The organism is Streptomyces sp. NPDC018000, from assembly GCF_044328025.1.
GTDB lineage: Bacteria > Actinomycetota > Actinomycetes > Streptomycetales > Streptomycetaceae > Streptomyces.
The window spans coordinates 54,430-73,441 of the sequence record NZ_JBIRGM010000021.1 but is presented as its reverse complement, the minus strand read 5'-3'; the positions used below and the strand labels follow the sequence as shown (position 1 = coordinate 73,441).

The 19,012-nt window shown below is 69.2% G+C and carries 17 protein-coding genes, 1 pseudogene and 1 riboswitch; of the genes and pseudogenes, 14 read left to right on the top strand and 4 right to left on the bottom strand.

Going from position 1 to position 19,012, the window contains the following annotated elements; all coding sequences use genetic code 11:
* Positions 1-9: 9 nt before the first annotated feature.
* Complete coding sequence (locus ACH4EW_RS27880; protein ID WP_398261507.1) at positions 10-1,068, top strand: VWA domain-containing protein; 1,059 nt, start codon at positions 10-12, stop codon at positions 1,066-1,068.
* A 120-nt stretch (positions 1,069-1,188) separates the two neighbouring features.
* On the opposite strand, the pseudogene ACH4EW_RS27875 reads toward ACH4EW_RS27880, so the two are convergent.
* A pseudogene (locus ACH4EW_RS27875) lies at positions 1,189-1,407 on the bottom strand (nitrate reductase); the annotation flags it as partial.
* A gap of 198 nt (positions 1,408-1,605) precedes the next feature.
* Between ACH4EW_RS27875 and ACH4EW_RS27870 the strand changes: the two are divergent.
* Both ACH4EW_RS27870 and ACH4EW_RS27865 read left to right on the top strand, forming a co-directional pair.
* Positions 1,606-2,982, top strand: a complete 1,377-nt coding sequence (locus tag ACH4EW_RS27870) for a uracil-xanthine permease family protein (protein WP_398261505.1) — start codon at positions 1,606-1,608, stop codon at positions 2,980-2,982.
* Positions 2,983-3,103: 121 nt separating this feature from the next.
* Positions 3,104-3,664: a GNAT family N-acetyltransferase gene (locus tag ACH4EW_RS27865; protein ID WP_398261503.1), complete on the top strand. Its 561-nt coding sequence runs from the start codon at positions 3,104-3,106 to the stop codon at positions 3,662-3,664.
* Positions 3,665-3,939: 275 nt separating this feature from the next.
* On the opposite strand, the gene ACH4EW_RS27860 is transcribed toward ACH4EW_RS27865, so the two are convergent.
* Positions 3,940-5,172, bottom strand: a complete 1,233-nt coding sequence (locus ACH4EW_RS27860; protein ID WP_398261501.1) for an MFS transporter — start codon at positions 5,170-5,172, stop codon at positions 3,940-3,942.
* A gap of 382 nt (positions 5,173-5,554) precedes the next feature.
* Positions 5,555-5,685, top strand: a riboswitch (FMN riboswitch).
* Between the two features lie 156 nt (positions 5,686-5,841).
* Here ACH4EW_RS27860 and ribD point away from each other — a divergent pair.
* The 10 genes from ribD to ACH4EW_RS27810 all read left to right on the top strand — a co-directional run bounded on the left by ribD (position 5,842) and on the right by ACH4EW_RS27810 (position 14,391).
* Positions 5,842-6,942, top strand: a complete 1,101-nt coding sequence (gene ribD / locus ACH4EW_RS27855; RefSeq protein WP_398261499.1) for a bifunctional diaminohydroxyphosphoribosylaminopyrimidine deaminase/5-amino-6-(5-phosphoribosylamino)uracil reductase RibD — start codon at positions 5,842-5,844, stop codon at positions 6,940-6,942.
* On the top strand, positions 6,943-7,560 hold the full coding sequence (locus ACH4EW_RS27850) for a riboflavin synthase (RefSeq protein ID WP_398261497.1): 618 nt from the start codon (positions 6,943-6,945) through the stop codon (positions 7,558-7,560).
* A gap of 5 nt (positions 7,561-7,565) precedes the next feature.
* The gene (locus ACH4EW_RS27845; RefSeq protein ID WP_398261536.1) at positions 7,566-8,201 is read left to right on the top strand and encodes a nicotinamide riboside transporter PnuC; all 636 of its coding nucleotides are present in this window, start codon (positions 7,566-7,568) and stop codon (positions 8,199-8,201) included.
* On the top strand, positions 8,198-9,496 hold the full coding sequence (locus ACH4EW_RS27840) for a bifunctional 3,4-dihydroxy-2-butanone-4-phosphate synthase/GTP cyclohydrolase II (protein ID WP_398261495.1): 1,299 nt from the start codon (positions 8,198-8,200) through the stop codon (positions 9,494-9,496). Before ACH4EW_RS27845 ends, ACH4EW_RS27840 begins: the two co-directional genes overlap by 4 nt.
* A gap of 29 nt (positions 9,497-9,525) precedes the next feature.
* Positions 9,526-10,011 carry a 6,7-dimethyl-8-ribityllumazine synthase gene (gene ribH, locus ACH4EW_RS27835; protein WP_398261493.1) on the top strand — a complete coding sequence of 162 codons (486 nt, stop codon included), beginning with the start codon at positions 9,526-9,528 and terminating at the stop codon, positions 10,009-10,011.
* 35 nt (positions 10,012-10,046) lie between these two features.
* Positions 10,047-10,319, top strand: coding sequence for a phosphoribosyl-ATP diphosphatase (locus ACH4EW_RS27830; RefSeq protein WP_398261491.1), 273 nt, complete (start codon positions 10,047-10,049; stop codon positions 10,317-10,319).
* A 73-nt stretch (positions 10,320-10,392) separates the two neighbouring features.
* Positions 10,393-11,241, top strand: a complete 849-nt coding sequence (hisG, locus tag ACH4EW_RS27825) for an ATP phosphoribosyltransferase (protein WP_398261489.1) — start codon at positions 10,393-10,395, stop codon at positions 11,239-11,241.
* A gap of 35 nt (positions 11,242-11,276) precedes the next feature.
* Positions 11,277-11,741, top strand: a complete 465-nt coding sequence (locus ACH4EW_RS27820) for a PH domain-containing protein (RefSeq protein WP_398261487.1) — start codon at positions 11,277-11,279, stop codon at positions 11,739-11,741.
* A 185-nt stretch (positions 11,742-11,926) separates the two neighbouring features.
* Positions 11,927-13,297 carry a hemolysin family protein gene (locus tag ACH4EW_RS27815; protein WP_398261485.1) on the top strand — a complete coding sequence of 457 codons (1,371 nt, stop codon included), beginning with the start codon at positions 11,927-11,929 and terminating at the stop codon, positions 13,295-13,297.
* Complete coding sequence (locus tag ACH4EW_RS27810) at positions 13,294-14,391, top strand: hemolysin family protein (protein WP_398261483.1); 1,098 nt, start codon at positions 13,294-13,296, stop codon at positions 14,389-14,391. Before ACH4EW_RS27815 ends, ACH4EW_RS27810 begins: the two co-directional genes overlap by 4 nt.
* A gap of 70 nt (positions 14,392-14,461) precedes the next feature.
* On the opposite strand, the gene ACH4EW_RS27805 is transcribed toward ACH4EW_RS27810, so the two are convergent.
* Together ACH4EW_RS27805 and ACH4EW_RS27800 are read right to left on the bottom strand one after the other, a co-directional pair.
* Entirely contained in the window at positions 14,462-16,372 is a 1,911-nt protein-coding gene (locus ACH4EW_RS27805; RefSeq protein ID WP_398261534.1) for an AAA family ATPase, read from the bottom strand.
* A gap of 370 nt (positions 16,373-16,742) precedes the next feature.
* On the bottom strand, positions 16,743-17,372 hold the full coding sequence (locus ACH4EW_RS27800; protein WP_398261481.1) for a uridine kinase: 630 nt from the start codon (positions 17,370-17,372) through the stop codon (positions 16,743-16,745).
* Between the two features lie 177 nt (positions 17,373-17,549).
* Between ACH4EW_RS27800 and ACH4EW_RS27795 the strand changes: the two genes are divergently transcribed.
* Positions 17,550-18,917 (top strand): peptidase C39 family protein, encoded by a 1,368-nt coding sequence (locus ACH4EW_RS27795; RefSeq protein WP_398261479.1) that lies wholly within the window; start codon positions 17,550-17,552, stop codon positions 18,915-18,917.
* Positions 18,918-19,012 lie beyond the last annotated feature (95 nt).

The following is a 19,012-nucleotide window of genomic DNA, read 5'->3' as shown; positions in this document are numbered from 1 at the left end:
AGTAGAAACGTGTCTGCCAACAAGATCCAGCACAAGGTGAATCACGTCGCGCTGGTAGTGGACTGTTCGGGTTCCATGCGGCCGCACCAGAGTCAGCTCATACGCGTCGTGGACGAGTTCGTGGCGGGTCTGAAAGCCGAGTCGGACAGCCTCGGCCATGAGACCCGGATCAGTCTCTACTCCTTCGACCACAAGGTGGAGAACCTGGTCTGGGACATGGACGTAAAACATCTGCCGTCCATGCGCGGTCTGTACAAGGTCGACAATGGCGCCACGGCCCTCATCGAGGCTTCTCTGAAGTCCCTGGACGACCTGGGCCATATCTGGGAGGAATACGGCGAGCACAGTTTCCTCCAGATCGTGGTGACGGACGGCGAGGAGAACGCCTCCGGCGGCGACAGGCGGCACGACGGCGACATGGCCATCCTCGGTCCCTGGCTCGACAAGATCGCGGCGAAGATGGGCGGGCTTCCGGGCCACTGGACGTCCGCGATCCTCGTTCCGAACTCCCTGGCGAAGCGCACCGCCCAGAACTACGGTTTCCCGGCCGGAAACATCGCCATCTGGGATGCGGATTCCCGGGAGGGTGTCGAGGAGGCGATCGGCACCGTGCGCGCTGCCGCCACCAGCTTCCTCCGGGGCCGCGAGCAGGGGGTGCGCGGCACGAAGAACTTGTTCGCCGTCGGCCAGGACATATCGGTCGACGAGGTGAGGGCGAACCTCGAACCGATTCCGGCCGACAAGTATCGACTCCTGAAGGTCGACAAGGAGATCGAGATTCGGCCCTTCGTCGATTCGCATCCGGGCGTGACGTACGAACGCGGTTCGTGTTACTACCAGCTGGGCGCCCGGGCTCAGGTTCAGCTGAACAAGGAAGTCATCGTGGTCGAGAAGGACACCGATCGCGCCTATACGGGCGACGCGGCGCGCAGCCTTCTGTTCGGTACAGGCATCCAGGGCACCGTTTCCGTGAAGGCGGGGAACAATCCCAAGCTGGAGGTGTACGTGCAGAGTCGTTCGGTGAACAGGAAGCTCAAGCCGAAGACGCGTCTGCTCATCATGCTCTGAAATTCAAGATGCTCTGAAATTCAAGAAAAGAATTCAGTCGGGTATGGGCCCGCGTATGACCCAGGCGTCCAAGATCCTGCGTCAGGGTCCTGATACTCATGACCCGTTCGGTCGCACCGCGAGCACCACACCGACGGCGAAGACCGCACCGGTGACCACGGCGCTGCTGCCGCTGCCGGCCCGGATCGTCGCGGCGACCCCGACGAAGGGGAGCGAACAGCCGAGACAGCTGGGCACCTGGCCGCGCGTGGCCGGCAGGAAGATGGCCGTCGCGACACTCGACATCATGATCGCCAGGTTCGGGTCCAGGCCCATCAGCACCGGAGCCACGAACGTCGCAACCTGGTTGCGTCACTCAAACCTGGTGTACGAACGGGCCCTCGTACCATTGTCGACGCGCAACCCCTCGTAGGTCCTCTACGAGCGGGACAGGTCACGCGGATGGCGGTCCGGGTGGGTTCGGCACGGGGTGGTGCGAATGATTGACCGCTGATCTTGTACTTTCCGTTCGGCAAGTACACGAATGGAGAGTGCTGAATGTCAGGTTTCGGGTGGAAGCTGCACGGGGATGGCCGGCATCTGAAACCAGGCGAGGTCGTCAAACCCGACGAGCGGCTCACCTGGACCCGGACGGTCGGGTTGGGTGCGCAGCACGTCGTCTCGATGATCGGTGCCTGTTTTGTCGCCCCGGTGCTCATGGGGCTCAACCCGAGCCTCGGCCTCATGGCCTCGGGTGTCGCGACCCTGCTGTTCCTGGTCATCACGCGCGGACGAGTCCCGAGCTATCTGGGATCGTCGCTCTCCTTCGTCGGTGTCGCCGCGGTCATCGGAAGCCAGGGCGGTGGGCCGGCGGAACTCACCGGCGCGCTGTTCGTGGTGGGCCTCGCCCTGGCCGCAGTCGGTGTCGTGGTCCAGTTCCTGGGCGCGCGGGTCGTCCACGCGGTGTTGCCGCCGGTGGTGACGGGCGCCGTCGTCATGCTGATCGGCTTCAACCTCGCTCCGGTGGCTGCGGGGACCTACTGGCCGCAAGACCAGTGGACGGCGCTCGCCACAATGCTGTTCACCGGCCTCGCGCTCGTCGTCCTGCGCGGATTCTGGTCACGTATCGCCATTTTCCTGGGGCTGGTCTTCGGTTACGCGCTCTCCTGGATCCTTGACCTCACCCTGGGCAAGATCCACTCCGCCGATGCCGCCGGCAAGGTCGTGGACCACTGGCGTCTCGACCTGAGCTCGGTCAAGGACGCCGCCTGGATCGGCTTCCCTGACATGCACGCGCCCTCGTTCAGTGCGTCGGCGATCGTCGTCGCCCTCCCTGTCCTGATCGCCCTGGTGGCCGAGAACACCGGCCACATCAAGGCGGTCGGCGAGATGACCGGCGATCCCCTCGACGACAAGCTCGGCACTGCCATCGCCGCGGACGGCGCGGCCACCATGCTCTCCACGGTTGCCGGTGGCCCAGCCACGACCACGTACGCCGAGAACATCGGCGTCATGGCCGCCACCCGCGTCTACTCGACCGCCGCCTACATGTGCGCCGCGTTCTTCGCGCTCTTCTTCGGTCTGTGCCCGAAGTTCGGGGCGTTTGTGGCCGCCATCCCGGGCGGCGTGCTGGGCGGCATCACCGTCATCCTCTACGGCATGATCGGTCTGCTCGGCGCTCAGATCTGGGTCCGCAACAAGGTTGACTTCAGCCAGCCGCTCAACCTGATTCCGGCCGCAGCCGGCGTCATCGTCGGCATCGGCGGCGTGTCGCTGAAGATCACCGACAACTTCGAGCTCAGCGGCATCGCCCTCGGCACCCTTCTGGTGCTCACCGGCTACCACTCCCTCCGTTGGCTCTCCAAAACAGCGGCCGAGCCGCAAGGAGCGCTGCTGGACGAGGGCATGACGAGGTACGACGACTCGGCGACGTAAGAAGGGGAACGCGCCGTCGTCAGCGCCGATGTGTCGGAGTCCTGCCCGACCCCGCGCACCGTACGACCGCCGAGATCGCGATGCACTGTGCCCATGAACTCGTCAAGGAGCGAAAGACCCGATGAACGACAGCCCGACGTCCCCGGTGAGCGACGACGTCGTCGAGTTGAGGCCCCACACCCCGGCAAGCCTCGAACCGCTGCTGCGCTGGAAGAACGACCTCGAGATCCAGCGGCTGAGCGACGACGAGACACACACCTACAGCCGCGAACAGGTCGCCGCGACGATCGAGCGGTGGATGCGGCCGAGTGAGGACATCGTCCATCTCGCGATCGGCCTCGCCGGCCGCGCGGAGCCCATCGGATTCCTCCACCTGGCGCTCATCGAGCAGGCGCATCAGCGGTGCCGGCTGGGCATCGTCATCGGCGAGAGGGAACTGTGGGGGCACGGCTACGGACACCAGGCGGTGGTGCGGGCGGTCGGCCACGCCTTCGATGTGCTCGGACTCGAGCGGATCACCGCGGAGGTCTTCGCCGACAACCCGCGTTCCGTGCGCCTGCTCGAAGGTGCCGGCTTCGTGCGGGAGGGCGTGATGCGCGAGAGCATCCACCGCGACGGGCGGCGCGTCGACGAGCTGGTGTACGGACTGCTGCGGCATGAGTGGAGCAAGGGGCACAAGTGACGAGAACAGAGGCGGTGTGCACCGAGCCGGTGCGCGCGGAGACGGCGCCGGCCGGGGCGCCGGAGTCGGAGGCAAAGCCGGGGGCGGTCAGGATCGGGATCAGCCTGTCCGACTTCGTGCCTCCGCGTTTGCGCCGATCGTTGAGGAGTACCTGAATGCATCCGGGATATGAGCGAAGCCAAGCCAGCCAGCCGCAGCCGCAGAGGATCCGCAGGGGAATGGTCCGCCCGTACGACCGACGGACCATCTCCGCCACGCCCCGCGCAGCCGACAGCTCAGGGGCGCAGCTCGACCGCTGCCGTGCTCGCAGCGGTGGCGTCCGAGGGAGACACGGCCCTGCGGTCACCCGCCCGCAGCACCCCGGCCCCCAGCACCAGGCCGAACGCCAGCACCGTCACCAGGCCGAACGACACGACCAGCGACGTCGCCTGGGCCAGTGATCCGATCGCGGACGGGGCGATGAGCCCGGAGGTGTACGTGATGGTGGCGACGCCCGCGATCGCCTGACTCGGGTTCGGGCCGCTGCGTCCGGCCGCCGCGAAGGCGAGGGGGACGACCACGGCGACACCGAGGCCGAGGAGCCCGAAGCCGCACATCGCCAGAACAGCGTTCGGTGACGCGACCACGAGCAGTCCGCCGACCGTCGCGAGGACGCCGCCGGCCCGCACGGTCCCGACCGCCCCGAAGCGGTCGACGACCTTGTCGCCGGCGATCCGGGCGACCGCCATCGTGAGCGCGAACGCCGTAGTGGACGCAGCGGCAAGCCCGGCGGAGGTGTCCATGATGTCCCGGAGATAGACCGCCGACCAGTCCAGGCAGGCCCCCTCCGCGAACACCGCGCAGAAGCCCACCGCGCCGATGATCAGCGCCGACTTCGGCGGCAGCGTGAAGCGCGGCGGGGGCTCCTCGTCCGGCTTGCTGCGCAGATCCAGTACGCCCTGGCAGGCGATCAGGCCGAGCACGGTGAGGACGAGGGCGGCGAGGGAGTGATGCAGCCGGGCATCGGAGCCCAGATGCGCGGCCACTGTGCCCGCCGCCGAACCGACCAGGGCGCCCACGCTCCACATCCCGTGCAGCCCGGACATGATCGACTTGTCGAGGCGGTTCTCCACCTCGACACCGAGGGCGTTCATCGCCACGTCCGACATCCCGGCCGATGCTCCGTACACGAAGAGCGCGGCGCACAGCGTCAGCAGGTCGGGTGCCAGTGCGGGCAGGATCAGGGCCAGCGTCCACAGGGCGAGCAGTCCGCGCAGCGCGGTCCTGGCGCCGAAGCGCTGGCTGATCGCACCAGCCAGCGGCATCGCGAGCGAGGCGCCGATCGCAGGGAAGGCCAGGGCGAGACCGAGCTGCCCGGCGCTGATTCCTGCATGATCCTGGATCCAGGGCACCCGGGTGGCGAAGCTGCCGGTCACCGTGCCGTGCACGGCGAAGACCGCGGCGACGGCGAACCTGGACCGCCTCACCTGCTCCATACCGAAGACCGTCTGCGTGGAATCCGTCGTCATACCGCCGTGCCCTCCCCTGGGAATCCTCGGTCACCGGCAGCCCCGGTGCCCGTCGTCGTGCTGCGAGCCGTGAGCTCGGCGAGGAAAACCTCGAACGCCGCCTTCCCCACAGCCCGTTCGGTGCTCGGGCGACGCGGACGTGGGCGAACGCGTAATTCGGACCGACCGGCAAATGGGTGACTTTGTCCCAGGGATGCCGGAGGCGAGAAAGGCGGGCCCGCCGTCTTTCCCGGTCCGCCAGTCGGTGAAGTGTCCGATGACCCGCCACTGGTGGTCGGCACCGCTGTTCGGCGCCCCTGTTCGGAGCCCTGTGAGCCACTCCACAAGTGCGCACCCGTATGGCTCATGAGCAGAGCGTGGCACACTGACCGTGTACCAGTAGCAGCGCACTCCGGGGTCGGTGCAATTCCGAACCGGCGGTTACAGTCCGCGACCCGTCCGCATCCAGCGGCCGGTTGACCAGGTGAGATTCCTGGACCGACGGTTAAAGTCCGGATGGGAGGCAGTGCGCGGCGGGCCGTTTCACGGGTACGCCGCCGTCGGCGGATGGTCTTCGGGCAACCGATCCATCCGTGTATTCGGCATTCGGCGTTCCCCTGTTGCGTTCCCGCTTCATCTGTCGTCGTCGACAGGCCCCGGAGTCCGTGCCCGAAGAGGCAGGAGGACCCGGTGGACACCGCAGCCGACATCACCGCCATGCGCCGAGCGATCACGCTCGCAGCGCGCGGTCTCGGCTCCACCAGCCCCAACCCGGTCGTCGGCTGCGTCATTCTCGACGCCGCAGGCCTGCCGGTCGGTGAAGGATTCCACCAGCGCGCCGGCGGGCCGCACGCCGAGATCCACGCCCTGCGTGCCGCAGGCGACAGGGCCCGGGGCGGCACCGCCTACGTCACCCTCGAACCCTGTAACCACACCGGCCGCACCGGCCCCTGCGCCCAGGCGCTCATCGAGGCCGGTGTCGCCCGTGTCGTCTACGCCGTCGGCGACCCGGATCCACAGGCCACCGGCGGTGGGGACACTTTGCGCGCGGCAGGGGTCAAGGCCGAGCAGGGACTCCTCGCGGGCGAGGCCGAGGCGGGCAACGCTGCCTGGCTGACCTCGGTGCGCCTGGGCCGCCCGTACGTCCTGTGGAAGTACGCGGCGACTCTCGACGGCCGGATCGCGGCCGCCGACGCCACCAGCCGCTGGATCACCTCTCCCGATTCCCGGGCCGACGTCCACCGACTGCGCGCCGAGGCCGACGCCGTCGTGGTCGGCTCCGGCACTGCCCGTACCGACGACCCGCAACTCGGTGTACGGGATGTCGAAGGCGCCGTACAGCCCCTGCGGGTGGTCGTCGACACCGGTGCCACCGCCGTACGCCCCGGCGCCCGCGTCCTCGACGACACCGCGCCCACCCTGATCGCCGTCGCAGCCGACGCCGACGCCCGCCATCTTCCCGAAGGGGCCGTCCTGCGGCTGCCGCGCGCCGCCACCGGCCCCGGCCTGGACATCCCCGCCCTGCTCACCGCCCTGTACGGGCAAGGCATCCGCTCCGTACTCCTCGAAGGCGGCCCGACCCTGGCCGGGGCCTTCGTCGCGGCGGGGAAGGTCGACAAGGTCGTCGGCTATCTCGCCCCCGTGCTCCTCGGCGCCGGCCCCGCGGCCCTCGCCGACGCCGGAATCCGCACCATCGCCGATGCGTCGCGCCTCGATGTGACCGAGACCGTCCGCATCGGCCCCGATCTGCGCATCACCGCCGTCCCCCGCCCTGCCAGGAAGGGAAACTGAGTGTTCACCGGAATTGTCGAAGAACTGGGCGAAGTCACCGCTGTCGAGAAGCTCGGCGACGCCTCACGCTTCCGCCTGCGCGGTCCCGTCGTCACCGAAGGCGCCAAGCACGGCGACTCCATCGCCGTCAACGGCGTCTGCCTCACCGTCGTCGACTTCGGCGAGCACGAGTTCACCGCCGATGTGATGGCAGAGACCCTGAACCGGTCCAGCCTCGGCGCCCTGGAGGTCGGTTCCCGGGTCAACCTGGAGCGCCCCATGGCGGTCGGCGGCAGGCTCGGCGGCCACATCGTCCAGGGCCATGTCGACGGCACAGGCCGTATCGTCGAGCGCGAGATCTCCGAGAACTGGGAGATCGTGAAGATCTCCCTCCCGGCGGAACTGACCCGCTACGTGGTGGAGAAGGGGTCGATCACCGTCGACGGCGTGAGCCTGACCGTCGTGGACGCCGGACCCGACTACTTCACCATCAGCCTCATCCCCACCACCCTCGCCCTGACCACACTCGGCATCAAGGAGCCCGGCGACCCGGTCAACCTCGAGGTGGACGTCATCGCGAAGTACGTCGAGCGGCTGCTCGGCAGCACAGCGCAGGAACCCGAGGAGCCGGCGAAGTGACCGGGCTGAACTGGCTGAACGCGGAGGCGTTCACTGTCTTCGGGCAGCACATCATCTGGTCCGACATGATCGGCAACACGGTCGGTCTGATCGCGCTGACCCTGGGCTGGCTCCGCTCGATCTGGACCTGGCCGGCCCAGCTCCTGTCCGGCGTCGTCCTGGTCGCCGCCAATGTCTCCGTGCACCAGGCGGGCAGCGTCGGCAAGCAGTTCGTGGTCATCGCCGTGGCCGTCTGGGGCTGGCAGCAGTGGACCAGGGGCAAGCGGCAGGCTCAGGACGGCTCCCTCGCCGTACGGTTCGCGACCTGGCGCGAGCGCGGCTGCCTGCTGGGCGGTGCAGCGCTCGGCACGCTCGCGGTCGGCGGCCTGTTCACCGCGTTTCCTTCGCTCTCCTGGAGCCCGTGGGCGGACGCGTACATCTTCGCCGGCACACTCGTCGCGATGTTCGCCCAGGCCCGCGGCATGGTCGAGTTCTGGTTCGCCTGGCTCCTCGTCGACCTGGTCGGCGTACCGCTGAACTTCCACAGCGGTCTCGCCTTCTCCGGTTTCATCTACGTCGTGTACGGCGCCCTCGTCCTGTGGGGCATGCGCGACTGGTGGCTGCGTTCGCGGACACCCGCTCTGGAAGGAGCCACGGCATGACTGCCCAGCCCACCTGGCTGCACCGGGAACACGAAGGCGTCGTCGAGGACCTCACCCTCGACCCCGTCGAGCAGGCGATCCGCGACATCGCCGCCGGACGGCCCGTCGTGGTCGTCGACGACGAGAACCGGGAGAACGAGGGCGACCTCGTCATCGCGGCCGAGAAGGCCACCCCCGAGATCGTCGCGTTCATGATGAGCGAGTGCCGCGGTCTGATCTGCGCACCCATGGAGAACGACGAGCTGGAACGGCTCGAACTGCCGCAGATGGTCGACCACAACACCGAGTCGATGCGGACGGCGTTCACCGTCTCCGTCGACGCATCGGCGGCACACGGCGTGACCACCGGCATCTCCGCCGCCGACCGTGCCACCACGCTCCGGCTGCTGGCCGGCGGCGAGGCCGGCCCAGGCGACTTCGTACGGCCCGGCCACGTCTTCCCGCTCCGCGCCCGCTCTGGCGGTGTGCTGGTCCGCAACGGCCACACGGAGGCCGCCGTCGACCTCGCCCGGCTCGCCGGACTACGGCCCGCCGGAGCGATCGTCGAGATCGCCGGCGAGGACGGCGTGATGCTGCGGCTGCCCCAGCTGGTCCCGTTCGCCCGCAAGCACGGCCTCACGATCATCTCCATCGAGGACCTGATCGCCTACCGCCGCACCTCGGAGCCGACCGTCCGCCGCGAGGCCGAGGTACGGCTGCCGACGAGCTTCGGCGCGTTCACCGCGTACGGCTACCGCTCCACGACCGACGGCGTCGAGCATGTCGCGCTCGTCCACGGCGACATCGGGGACGGCGCCGACGTCCTGGTGCGGATCCACTCCGAGTGCCTGACCGGCGACATCTTCCAGTCGCAGCGCTGCGACTGCGGGCCCCAGCTGCACGCCTCCATGCGACGGATCACCGAGGAGGGGCGCGGCGTCGTCATCTACCTGCGCGGCCACGAGGGCCGGGGCATCGGCCTGCTGTCCAAGCTGCGCGCCTACGAACTCCAGGAGCGCGGCATCGACACCCTCGACGCCAACCTGGAGCTCGGCCTGCCCGCCGACGCCCGGGACTACGCGGCGGGCGCCCAGATCATCAAGGACCTCGGCGTCCACAGCCTGCGGCTGATGACCAACAACCCCGACAAGACGGCCGCGGTCCTGCGGCACGGTCTTGCCGTCATCGGCCGCGAGCCGATGCCCGTCCAGGCCGGCGAACACAATCTGCGCTACCTGCGCACCAAGCGCGACCGCATGGGGCACGACCTGCCCTGGCTCGACGCCGCCACCGCGGCGACCTGCGGCAACCAGTAACGATCACGGAAACGAGCGGTAGGAGAGACATGAGCGGCAAGGGCGCACCCGAACTGTCCGTACGCAACTGCGGTGACCTGCGTGTGGCGGTCGTCGCCGCCCAGTGGCACGAGAAGGTCATGAGCGGACTCGTCGACGGCGCGCTGCGCGCCCTGCACGAGCTGGGCATCGACGAGCCGACCCTGCTCCGGGTGCCCGGCAGCTTCGAGCTCCCGGTGGTTGCCAAGGTTCTCGCCGGTCGCGGTTACGACGCGATCGTCGCCCTCGGCGTGATCATCCGCGGTGGTACCCCGCACTTCGAGTACGTGTCCCACGGCGTCACCAACGGCCTGACCCAGGTCGCCGTCGACACCGGAGTCCCGGTCGGTTTCGGCGTACTCACCTGCGACACCGAGGAGCAGGCCCTCGACCGGGCCGGGCTGGAAGGCTCCAACGAGGACAAGGGGCATGAAGCGGTCACCGCGGCCGTTGCCACCGCCGCCACGCTGCGTACGGTCAGCGAGCCCTGGCGCTGAACGGGGGGCCCGGACCCCGTACCCTAGGGACCATCATGGCGAACAAAACCTTCGAAGAGCTCTTCGCCGAGCTGCAGCTCAAGGCCGCCAACGGCGATCCCTCCACCTCCCGTACCGCCGAGCTGCTGGACAAGGGTGTCCATGCCATCGGCAAGAAGGTCGTCGAGGAGGCCGCCGAAGTCTGGATGGCCGCCGAACACGAGACCAAGGACGCCGCCGCCGAGGAGATCTCCCAGCTGCTTTACCACGTCCAGGTGATGATGGTCGCCCGCGGGATCTCCCTCGACGACGTCTACGCCCACCTCTGAGCACGACCTGAGCACCGCATAGCACTCCGCACATCCGTAGAAGACTCTCTCCCCGCAAAGGAAACCTGACCTCATGCTGCGCATCGCCGTACCCAACAAGGGTTCACTCTCCGGGCCTGCGATGGCGATGCTCCATGAGGCCGGCTACCAGCAGCGCAAGGAGTCCAAGGAGCTCGTACTCGTCGACCCCGAGAACGAGGTCGAGTTCTTCTACCTGCGGCCTCGCGACATCGCGATCTACGTCAGCTCCGGCCGTCTCGACATCGGCATCACCGGCCGCGACCTGCTGCTGGACTCCGGCGCCGACTGCGAGGAGATCCTCCAGCTCGGCTTCGCCCGCTCCACTTTCCGCTACGCCACCAAGCCCGGCACGGCCCAGGGCCCGCAGGACTTCGACGGCAAGACGATCGCCACCTCCTACGAGGGCATCGTTGCCAAGCACCTCGCCGACGCCGGCGTCAACGCCTCCGTCGTCCACCTCGACGGCGCGGTCGAGACCGCCATCGAACTCGGTGTCGCCCAGGTCATCGCCGATGTCGTGGAGACCGGCACCAGCCTGCGCAACGCCGGACTCGAAGTCATCGGCGAGCCGATCATGAAGTCGGAAGCCGTCGTCGTCCGCCGCACCGGCGCACCGGACGACGAGCCCAAGGTGCAGCAGTTCCTCCGCCGCCTCCAGGGCGTCCTGGTCGCCCGCAGCTACGTGATGATGGACTACGACTGCCGCGTCGAGCACCTGGAGCGTGCGGTCGCCCTCACCCCGGGTCTGGAGTCGCCGACCATCTCCCCGCTGCACCACGAGGGCTGGGTCGCCGTCCGTTCCATGGTCGCTGCCCGGGAGGCCCAGCGGATCATGGACGATCTGTACGACCTCGGCGCCCGCGCCATCCTCACCACCGCCATCCACGCCTGCCGTCTCTGACGGCCGGGCGACCACTCGGAAGACAGAAGAGCACCATGTCCGCCCCCGCGTCCCGGTCCGAACTCCCCACGCTCCCGGTCACATTCCGGCCGACCCGAACCCGGGTGGTCCTGCTGACCGTGGGGGCGGTGATGTTCGTCGTCATCACTGCCGTCGCCCTGACACTGGAGCAGCTGAGCGCGGGGGAGCGGTCCAGCTTCATCTTCACCGCGCTGCTGTTCTTCGGTGTGCTGGCGCTGCTCAGCCGCCCGAAGATCGTCGCGAACGAGGACGGGGTGACCGTGGTCAATCTCACCCGAACGCGCCGGCTGTCCTGGGCGGAGATTCTCCGTGTCAACCTGCGCGTCGGCGACCCCTGGGTCTTTCTCGATCTGAGCGACGGGACCAGCATGCCCGCCCTCGGCATCCAGCCGGGAATCGGCAAGCAGCAGGCCATCCGCGACGCCCATGCGCTCCGTGTCCTCGCCGAGAACCACGGCACCGGCACGGACAACGGCTGAGCCCCCGCCCCGTACGGCCTCTTCTTGATTACTCTGGAGGACGGCGGCGCCCCTGTGCGCCCCGCCCCGCACCAGAGGGTCCATGAGGCCTGCGGGGCTTTCCTGCGACCCAAGGAGTGACTCCCTCCAGCAATGGACGGACCGTCCGGTAGTACCTGCGCCGCCCCTTCCCCGGAGGCGGCGGCATGACCACTCCCTTGCTGCTTCTGAGTGCAGCATTCCTTCTCATCCTCGCCAACGGATTCTTCGTGGCAGCCGAGTTCGGGCTCGTCACGGTGGAGCGGCAGGACGCCGAGCGCGCCGCCGCCGAGGGCGACCGGCGGGCCCGCACCGTCGTCGAAGCCCTGCGTGAGCTCTCCTTCCAGCTGTCCGGCACCCAGCTCGGCATCACCATCACCTCACTGGTCGTCGGCATGCTCGCCGAACCCGCACTCGCCCAGCTGCTGGACGGCCCCCTCACCGCGACCGGTCTGCCCGGCGGCGCCGTACCCGGCATCAGCGTGTTGATCGGGATGATGGCGGCCTCGGCCGTCCAGATGGTGATCGGCGAACTCGTGCCCAAGAACTGGGCGGTTTCCCGGCCGCTTCAGGTCGCCCGGTTCGTCGCCGGCCCCCAGTACCGTTTCTCCGCCGCCTTCCGGCCGGTGATCAGCATGCTGAACACCGTCGCCAACCGGCTGGTACGCCTGCTGGGTGTCGAACCCACCGACGAGCTGGCCTCCGCCCGCACTCCCGGGGAGCTGGTCTCCCTGGCCCGGCACTCGGCCGAGGCCGGCACCCTCGAACAGGACACCGCGGATCTCTTCGTACGGACCCTGTCGCTCGCCGGACTCACCGCACAGCACGTCATGACCCCACGGGTGAAGGTCAGCGCCCTGCAGTCCTCGGCGACGGCGGAGGACGTCCTCAACCTCACCCGCGCCACCGGCCTCTCCCGCTTCCCCGTCTACCGGGAGCGCATCGACGAGGTCGTCGGCATGATCCACCTCAAGGACGCGCTCGCCGTGCCCGCCCAGGACCGGCTGCGCACTCCGGCGGGCCGCATCGCCGTACCGCCGCTGCTGGTGCCGGAGACCCTGCCCGTCGAACAGCTGCTCCGTCGGTTGCGCAACGAGCAGCCGATCGCCGTGGTGGTCGACGAGTACGGTGGCACCGCCGGAGTCGTCACCCTCGAGGACATCATCGAGGAACTCGTCGGCGAGGTCAGGGACGAGCACGACGCCGAAGGCGCCGACCGGCCCGAGCTTGCCCCCGCTGCTCCCGAGGACGGCCGCCCGGCCTGGGACGCGGAAGGCAGCTGCCGGGTCCTGACTCTGCGCCGGATAGGGCTCGACGTACCCGACGGACCGTACGAGACCGTGGCCGGACTCGTCGCCGATCTGCTGGGACGCATCCCCGCCCCCGGCGACCGGGCCGAACTGCCCGGCTGGCGGATCTCCGTCCGCCAGGTCGGCCGCTACCGCGCCGAGAAGGTCCGCTTCGTACGCACGGCCGAGGTGACCGGCCCCGTCACCGAGGAATCGGTCAGCCACGGTGTTCTGGAGGCCGTGCGATGAGCTTTGTCCAGCTGCTTTTCGCCGCGCTCCTCGTGCTGGCGAACGGCTTCTTCGTCGGTGCAGAGTTCGCCCTCGTCTCCGTACGGCGCAGCCAGGTCGAACCCCTCGCGGCCGCCGGTTCGGGCCGGGCCCGCCAGGTGCTGTACGGCCTGGAGAACCTGCCGCAGATGATGGCTGCCGCCCAGTTCGGCATCACCGTCTGCTCGCTGACCCTCGGCGCCGTCGCCGAACCGACCGTCGCCCATCTGCTGGAGCCGGTCTTCCAGGCGGTCCACCTGCCCGAGGGCCTCATCCATCCGCTCGGCTATGTGCTGGCGCTCGTCTTCGTGGTCTTCCTCCATCTCGTCATCGGCGAAATGGTCCCGAAGAACCTCGCGATGGCGGCGCCGGAGAAGACCGCGCTGTGGCTCAGCCCCGGCCTCGTGGGCTTCGCCCGTATCTGCCGTCCGGTCACCTCCGCACTGGGTGCCTGCGCCCGGCTGGTGCTCCGGATCTTCGGTGTCGAACCGAAGGACGAGGTGGAGGCCGTCTTCACCAGCGAGCAGCTCAACCGGCTCGTCGAGGACTCCGGCCAGGCCGGGCTGCTGGAGCCGGAGGCACAGGAGCGGCTGGAGGACGCACTGGAGCTGGGCAGCAGGCCCGTCACCGATGTGCTGCTCAGCCGGGCCTCCCTGGTGACGGTCGACCCCTCCGTCACCCCGCAGCGGATCGAGGAGCTGACCGTACGGACGGGCTACTCGCGCTTTCCCGTGTGTGCGGAAGGCGGAGGCCCGTTCATGGGGTATCTGCACGTCAAGGACGTCCTGGACCTGGAGGACGGCGAGCGGGCCGTCCCCCAGCACGTGTGGCGCCCGATGGCGACCGTACGGGCCGAGCTGCCCCTGGACGACGCCCTGACCGTGATGCGCCGCGCGGCGACGCATCTGGCGCAGGTCGCCGACGCATCGGGCCGGGTCCTTGGTCTGGTCGCCATGGAGGACGTCCTGGAGATGCTGGTCGGTGAGGTACGCGACCCGGCTCACCGGGTCGCGGTGCCGCGCCGGGCGGCGGACACGACGACCGGCACCGGCGAACTCACCGCGTTGATTCATTAAGACCGACCGGCGGCCCGATTCTGGGCCCGCCCGGCGTGACCCGGTGACCCCGACGTAATCGGGCCGCCCCTCACAACGCCGGCGGTTCCTGCGGCCCCCGGCCCAACGGCCCCCGGCCGGACAGCACCTCGCCGTACGCCTGCATCAGATCCGGCAGCCGCAGCGTGGCCAGATCGTCCCGGCTCGGCACGGCGGCACACCCGGAGAGCCGCAGATCGCGGTAGGCACAGCTCTTCTCGTACAAGGTGCGCAGAAACCGCCCGTTGCCCAGTTCGTCGATCCAGCCCTGGTCGACGACATGGCCGCTGATGGAGCGCAGCTCCTCCAGGGACTCCTCGTCCCACGCATCGCCGTTCTCCGCGGCCAGCACCTCACCGATGGAGGTGAGCTCCGGGGGCCGGTAGCTCGGGAAGTCCACCCGGGTGGTGAAGCGTGAGGAGAGCCCCGGATTGGTGGCCAGCAGCCGGTCCATGCCTTCCGGATAGCCCGCGAGGATGACGACGAGATGGTCCCGGTTGTCCTCCGCGCGCTTGAGGAGGACCTGGAGGGCCTCGTCGCCGTACGCGTCACCCTTGCTGTAGCCGGTGTTGGAGAGGCTGTACGCCTCGTCGACGAAGAGAACCCCGCCGAGCGCCGAGTCGATCAGCTCATTGGCCTTGACGGCGGTCTGGCCGAGGAACTCGCCCACCAGATCCGCCCGTTGGGCCTCGACGAGATGGTCACCGCCGAGCAGGCCGAGAGCGTTGAAGACCCGGCCGAGGATACGGGCCACCGTGGTCTTGCCGGTTCCGGAGGGGCCCGAGAAGACGAAATGGCGTTTCGGCGGCTGCACGGGAAGCCCCTGTCCGGCCCGCAGCCGTGCCATGTTCAGCTGCGCGGACAACGCCTTGACCTGGCGTTTGACGGGCTCCAGGCCGACCATCCGCTCCAGCTCCGCCAGCGCCTCGGCGAGCAGTACCGGATCGCTGGGCCCGGCCGGGAAGGGGGCTGCCGGCTGGCCGGGCACCACGGTCTTCCGGCGCGCCCCGTCGGACGGTGGCGGCACCCCGATGCCCACGATTCCCGGGGTCTCGCTGCCCGGCCGCAGCTCCCGGCCGTCCACCAGATCGGTGCCGAGCAGCGAATCCGCCTCCGGCTGCGTCTCCGCCGCGGCGTCCGTGCCGGAGCCGGTCAATGACACGGCGGTGAGACCGGCGGCCTCGTCGGCGCCTTCGAGACCGTCGTAGTCCGCGATCGCGGCGAGCCGTGCCGAGGTGTCCATGAACGCCGGGTCGATCCGGTGCACCGCCCGGTAGAGCGGCAGGGCGGCCGCGCTGCGGCCGGTGCCCTCGTGCGCGCGGGCCAGCCAGTAGCGCAGCTCCTTGCGCTGCGGCTGTTCGCTGCGGCAGCGCATCAACGCGGCGGAGAGCAGCGGCTCGGCCTGCCCGTACATCTCCAGCCGCACCCGCGCCATTCCGCCGAACAGTCCCGCCTCGATACCGAGCATCGGATCGTCGACCAGCTGCTCGGTGTTGCGTAACAGCTGCTCCCAGTCCTTGACCAGATAGGAGCGGCATGCGTGCAGGAAACGCACCTGCGGATCCGCTTCCACCGGCGGCAGGCCCGCCAGCGCACGGTCCAGCTCGGGGACATGGCGCCCGTCCAGCCAGTGCGAGGCGTGCGCGAGGAGCAGATCGCGCCGGCTCTCCAGCACCGGTTGCACCCACCAGCCAAGCCAGTACCAGGAGTTGAGCGTGCGCCGATGGCGGGTGCGTTGTTCGCCGAAGCGTTCGCGGTGGCGGTACATGCGCAGCAGCGCCGTCGTGGTGTCGACCCTCAGCGCATGGAGGCCGAGCCAGCCGTCCGCCATGCCGGGATCGATCCGTACCGCAGCCCTGAACTCCTCTTCGGCCTGTGGGTAGGCGCCCATGGTGTAGGCGTCCACGCCGCGCAGCCAGGCGAGGTCGGCCGGGGCCTGTGCGCCCTGCGTGCCGATGTCCATCTGGTCCCCCACAAACCATGCCCCCAGGATGTCCCGCCGCACGACCTGCCCGCCCGGGGCGCGCTGAATCGCTGTGCCACGGACGGGAATTGACCGCACCGAGAGGCATCGTACCTGCGCAGGGAGTGCGCGACTAAGACCGACCGGCAAATGGCGGGTGGGAGAAAGATCGTGACCGAGGGTGAGCGAAATCTGCCGAACCGACATGGGAATAAGGGCGCGAGGGCAGAACGAAGCCCCCGATCACGGGGGAACAACCGGGGGCTTCGTGTCTGCGAGGGCTCCGAAAAGCCGCACATTGAGAACGTAAGACCTGTACCGCCCTCGGGTCAAGCAGAGTTGGGGTACTTCCAGGCCGATTTCGCACTACTCAGAACGGCGACGCAATGCGATCACGTTCCGTGATGTAGTGGTTCACTCTTGCTGCCGTACCAGGCCCCTCCCGCCACTCGTAACCCACGGGCAACTGCCGTACCAGAGCGTCCGCGTGAGAGCGCGCGGGATCGGCCGAGAAATGTTCCCTCTCGGCCGCTGTCCACCCGTCCCAGAAGGCCGAAAGGGCCGGCCCGTCCCGACGGCGGCCCCGCTCCCAGGACTCCGCGGCAGCGAGATCCATCCACAACAGCCCCGCCAGATGGGGCCGCAGCGCCCGGCGGCCCGCCCCGACTCCCTCGATCAGGACGACTGGTGCGGGCTCCAGGCTGCGCGGTGCCGCGAAAGTCCGCGCGGTCCAGTCGTACGGCGCATAGCGCGCGCACTCACCACGTGACAGTGGCCCGATCACCTGCTCCCGCAGCCGGTCCACCCAGGTGAAGAAGGACTCATGGGTGGCCAGGTCGTCCAGATGCAGTACGGGGGCGTCGTCGAGCGCGGCAGCGAGGCGGGACGCGAAGGTGCTCTTCCCCGATCCCGCATGGCCGTCGACGGCGATCAGCCGCACCGGTCCGCAGGACGGCGCCAGGGTGCGCAGTCGCGCGGCGAGGAGCGAGAGGTCGTTCATGCGCCCCAGCCTACGAGCCGATCCGGAGGAGTCGCAGGTCACGCCAGTGGACCAGACCAATATTGGTTTATTGGCCCAAGTCGAACCGCTGGCCGAATCCGGCTACGACCCGCGATAGTTGGCCCACTGTCGTGCACCTGCTGCCCCACTCCGCTTACGACCGGGGGTTTTGCCCAGATGAACAGACCGACCTCGCGCAGAACCGTGCTGACCGCCGCGCTCGCGGCAGCGGCCACCGGCTCGGTTTCGTCCGCCGGCTCCGCAACCGCCGCCGTTCCCTCCACCGTCCCGCCCCTCGCCCCCTCGGCAACCGCTTCACTCGTGGACAACCATTCCTGGCACACGTACACCGACTGGCGCAGCGGTTCTGGCGCGGGGACGCGCGCCGTCGCGGGGCGTCGGCCCGGTCTGGTGATCGGCCACGCCGTGGGGCTCGTCGACTACACCGATCCGCACACCGGTCGGACCGCCGACTGGGAGTACGCGACCTGGACCTCGCCGGTCCACCGGTCCGCCGTCCCGGCGACCGAGGTGATCGCCTCGTGGAACGCCGACACCCCGGCGGGCACCTGGATCCAGATCGAGCTGCAGGGCCGCTACTCGGACGCCACCTCGACACCCTGGTACGTGATGGGCCGCTGGGCCGCGGGCGACGGCGACATCCGCCGGACGTCCGTCGACGACCAGACCGACGGCAAGAGCTCCATCTGGACCGACACCTTCTCGGTGGACGACGCGGCGAGCGGGCTGCGGCTGGTCTCCTACCGGCTGCGGCTCGTCCTCCACCGCCGCCCGGGCAGCCGCCTCACGCCCACGGTCCGGCGGCTCGGCGCGATGGCGTCCGACATCCCCGACCGCTTCACCGTGCCCGCCAGCACCCCCGGTCTCGTCCGGGAGCTGCCGGTGCCGCGCTACTCGCAGAATGTGCACGTGGGCCAGTACCCGGAGTACGACAACGGCGGCGAGGCCTGGTGCAGCCCCACCTCCTCGCAGATGATCATCGAGTACTGGGGGCGCGGGCCCACCGCCGAGGAACTCGCCTGGGTCGAGCCGGGCCTGGCCGACCCGCAGGTCTGCCACGCCGCCCGGTTCACGTACGACTACCAGTACGAGGGCTGCGGCAACTGGCCGTTCAATGCCGCGTACGCCGCGACGTACGACGGCATGAGCGCGGTGGTGACACGGCTCGGCTCGCTGACGGACCTGGAGACGCTGATCCGGGCAGGCATCCCGGTCATAACTTCGCAGTCCTTCCGCAAGGAGGAGCTGACCGGCGCGGGGTACGGGACCTCCGGCCATCTGATGGCCGTGATCGGGTTCACCGCGGACGGCGACGTGATCGCGAACGACCCGGCCTCGCCGAGCAACGAGGCGGTGCGCCGGGTCTACAAGCGCCACGAGTGGGAGACGATCTGGCTCCGCACCAAGCGGTACGACGCAAACGGCAAGGTCAGAAGCGGTACGGGCGGTGTCTGCTACATCTTCTGGCCGGTCAAGTCAGCACCAAGTCAGCACCGCGCACTGCGGTCGCTGGGCCTGGTGTGAGCATATGGACCGAGCCGCCTGATGGCGCGATCCCACGACGTGCGCAGGCAATCGCCCGTGCTGGGCGCACCACGGCAGCGGTACGGACCCCGAAG

Excerpts from the sequence above, each read along its gene's own strand:
- ACH4EW_RS27810 (WP_398261483.1), top strand. The coding sequence starts at position 13,294 with ATGAGCTTTGTCCAGCTGCTTTTCGCCGCGCTCCTCGTGCTGGCGAAC.
- ACH4EW_RS27840 (WP_398261495.1), top strand. The coding sequence starts at position 8,198 with ATGACTGCCCAGCCCACCTGGCTGCACCGGGAACACGAAGGCGTCGTC.
- ACH4EW_RS27820 (WP_398261487.1), top strand. The coding sequence starts at position 11,277 with ATGTCCGCCCCCGCGTCCCGGTCCGAACTCCCCACGCTCCCGGTCACA.
- ribH (WP_398261493.1), top strand. The coding sequence starts at position 9,526 with ATGAGCGGCAAGGGCGCACCCGAACTGTCCGTACGCAACTGCGGTGAC.
- ACH4EW_RS27805 (WP_398261534.1), bottom strand. The coding sequence starts at position 16,372 with ATGGACATCGGCACGCAGGGCGCACAGGCCCCGGCCGACCTCGCCTGG.
- ACH4EW_RS27865 (WP_398261503.1), top strand. The coding sequence starts at position 3,104 with ATGAACGACAGCCCGACGTCCCCGGTGAGCGACGACGTCGTCGAGTTG.
- ACH4EW_RS27870 (WP_398261505.1), top strand. The coding sequence starts at position 1,606 with ATGTCAGGTTTCGGGTGGAAGCTGCACGGGGATGGCCGGCATCTGAAA.
- ACH4EW_RS27795 (WP_398261479.1), top strand. The coding sequence starts at position 17,550 with ATGAACAGACCGACCTCGCGCAGAACCGTGCTGACCGCCGCGCTCGCG.
- ACH4EW_RS27815 (WP_398261485.1), top strand. The coding sequence starts at position 11,927 with ATGACCACTCCCTTGCTGCTTCTGAGTGCAGCATTCCTTCTCATCCTC.
- ACH4EW_RS27830 (WP_398261491.1), top strand. The coding sequence starts at position 10,047 with ATGGCGAACAAAACCTTCGAAGAGCTCTTCGCCGAGCTGCAGCTCAAG.
- hisG (WP_398261489.1), top strand. The coding sequence starts at position 10,393 with ATGCTGCGCATCGCCGTACCCAACAAGGGTTCACTCTCCGGGCCTGCG.
- ACH4EW_RS27800 (WP_398261481.1), bottom strand. The coding sequence starts at position 17,372 with ATGAACGACCTCTCGCTCCTCGCCGCGCGACTGCGCACCCTGGCGCCG.
- ACH4EW_RS27860 (WP_398261501.1), bottom strand. The coding sequence starts at position 5,172 with ATGACGACGGATTCCACGCAGACGGTCTTCGGTATGGAGCAGGTGAGG.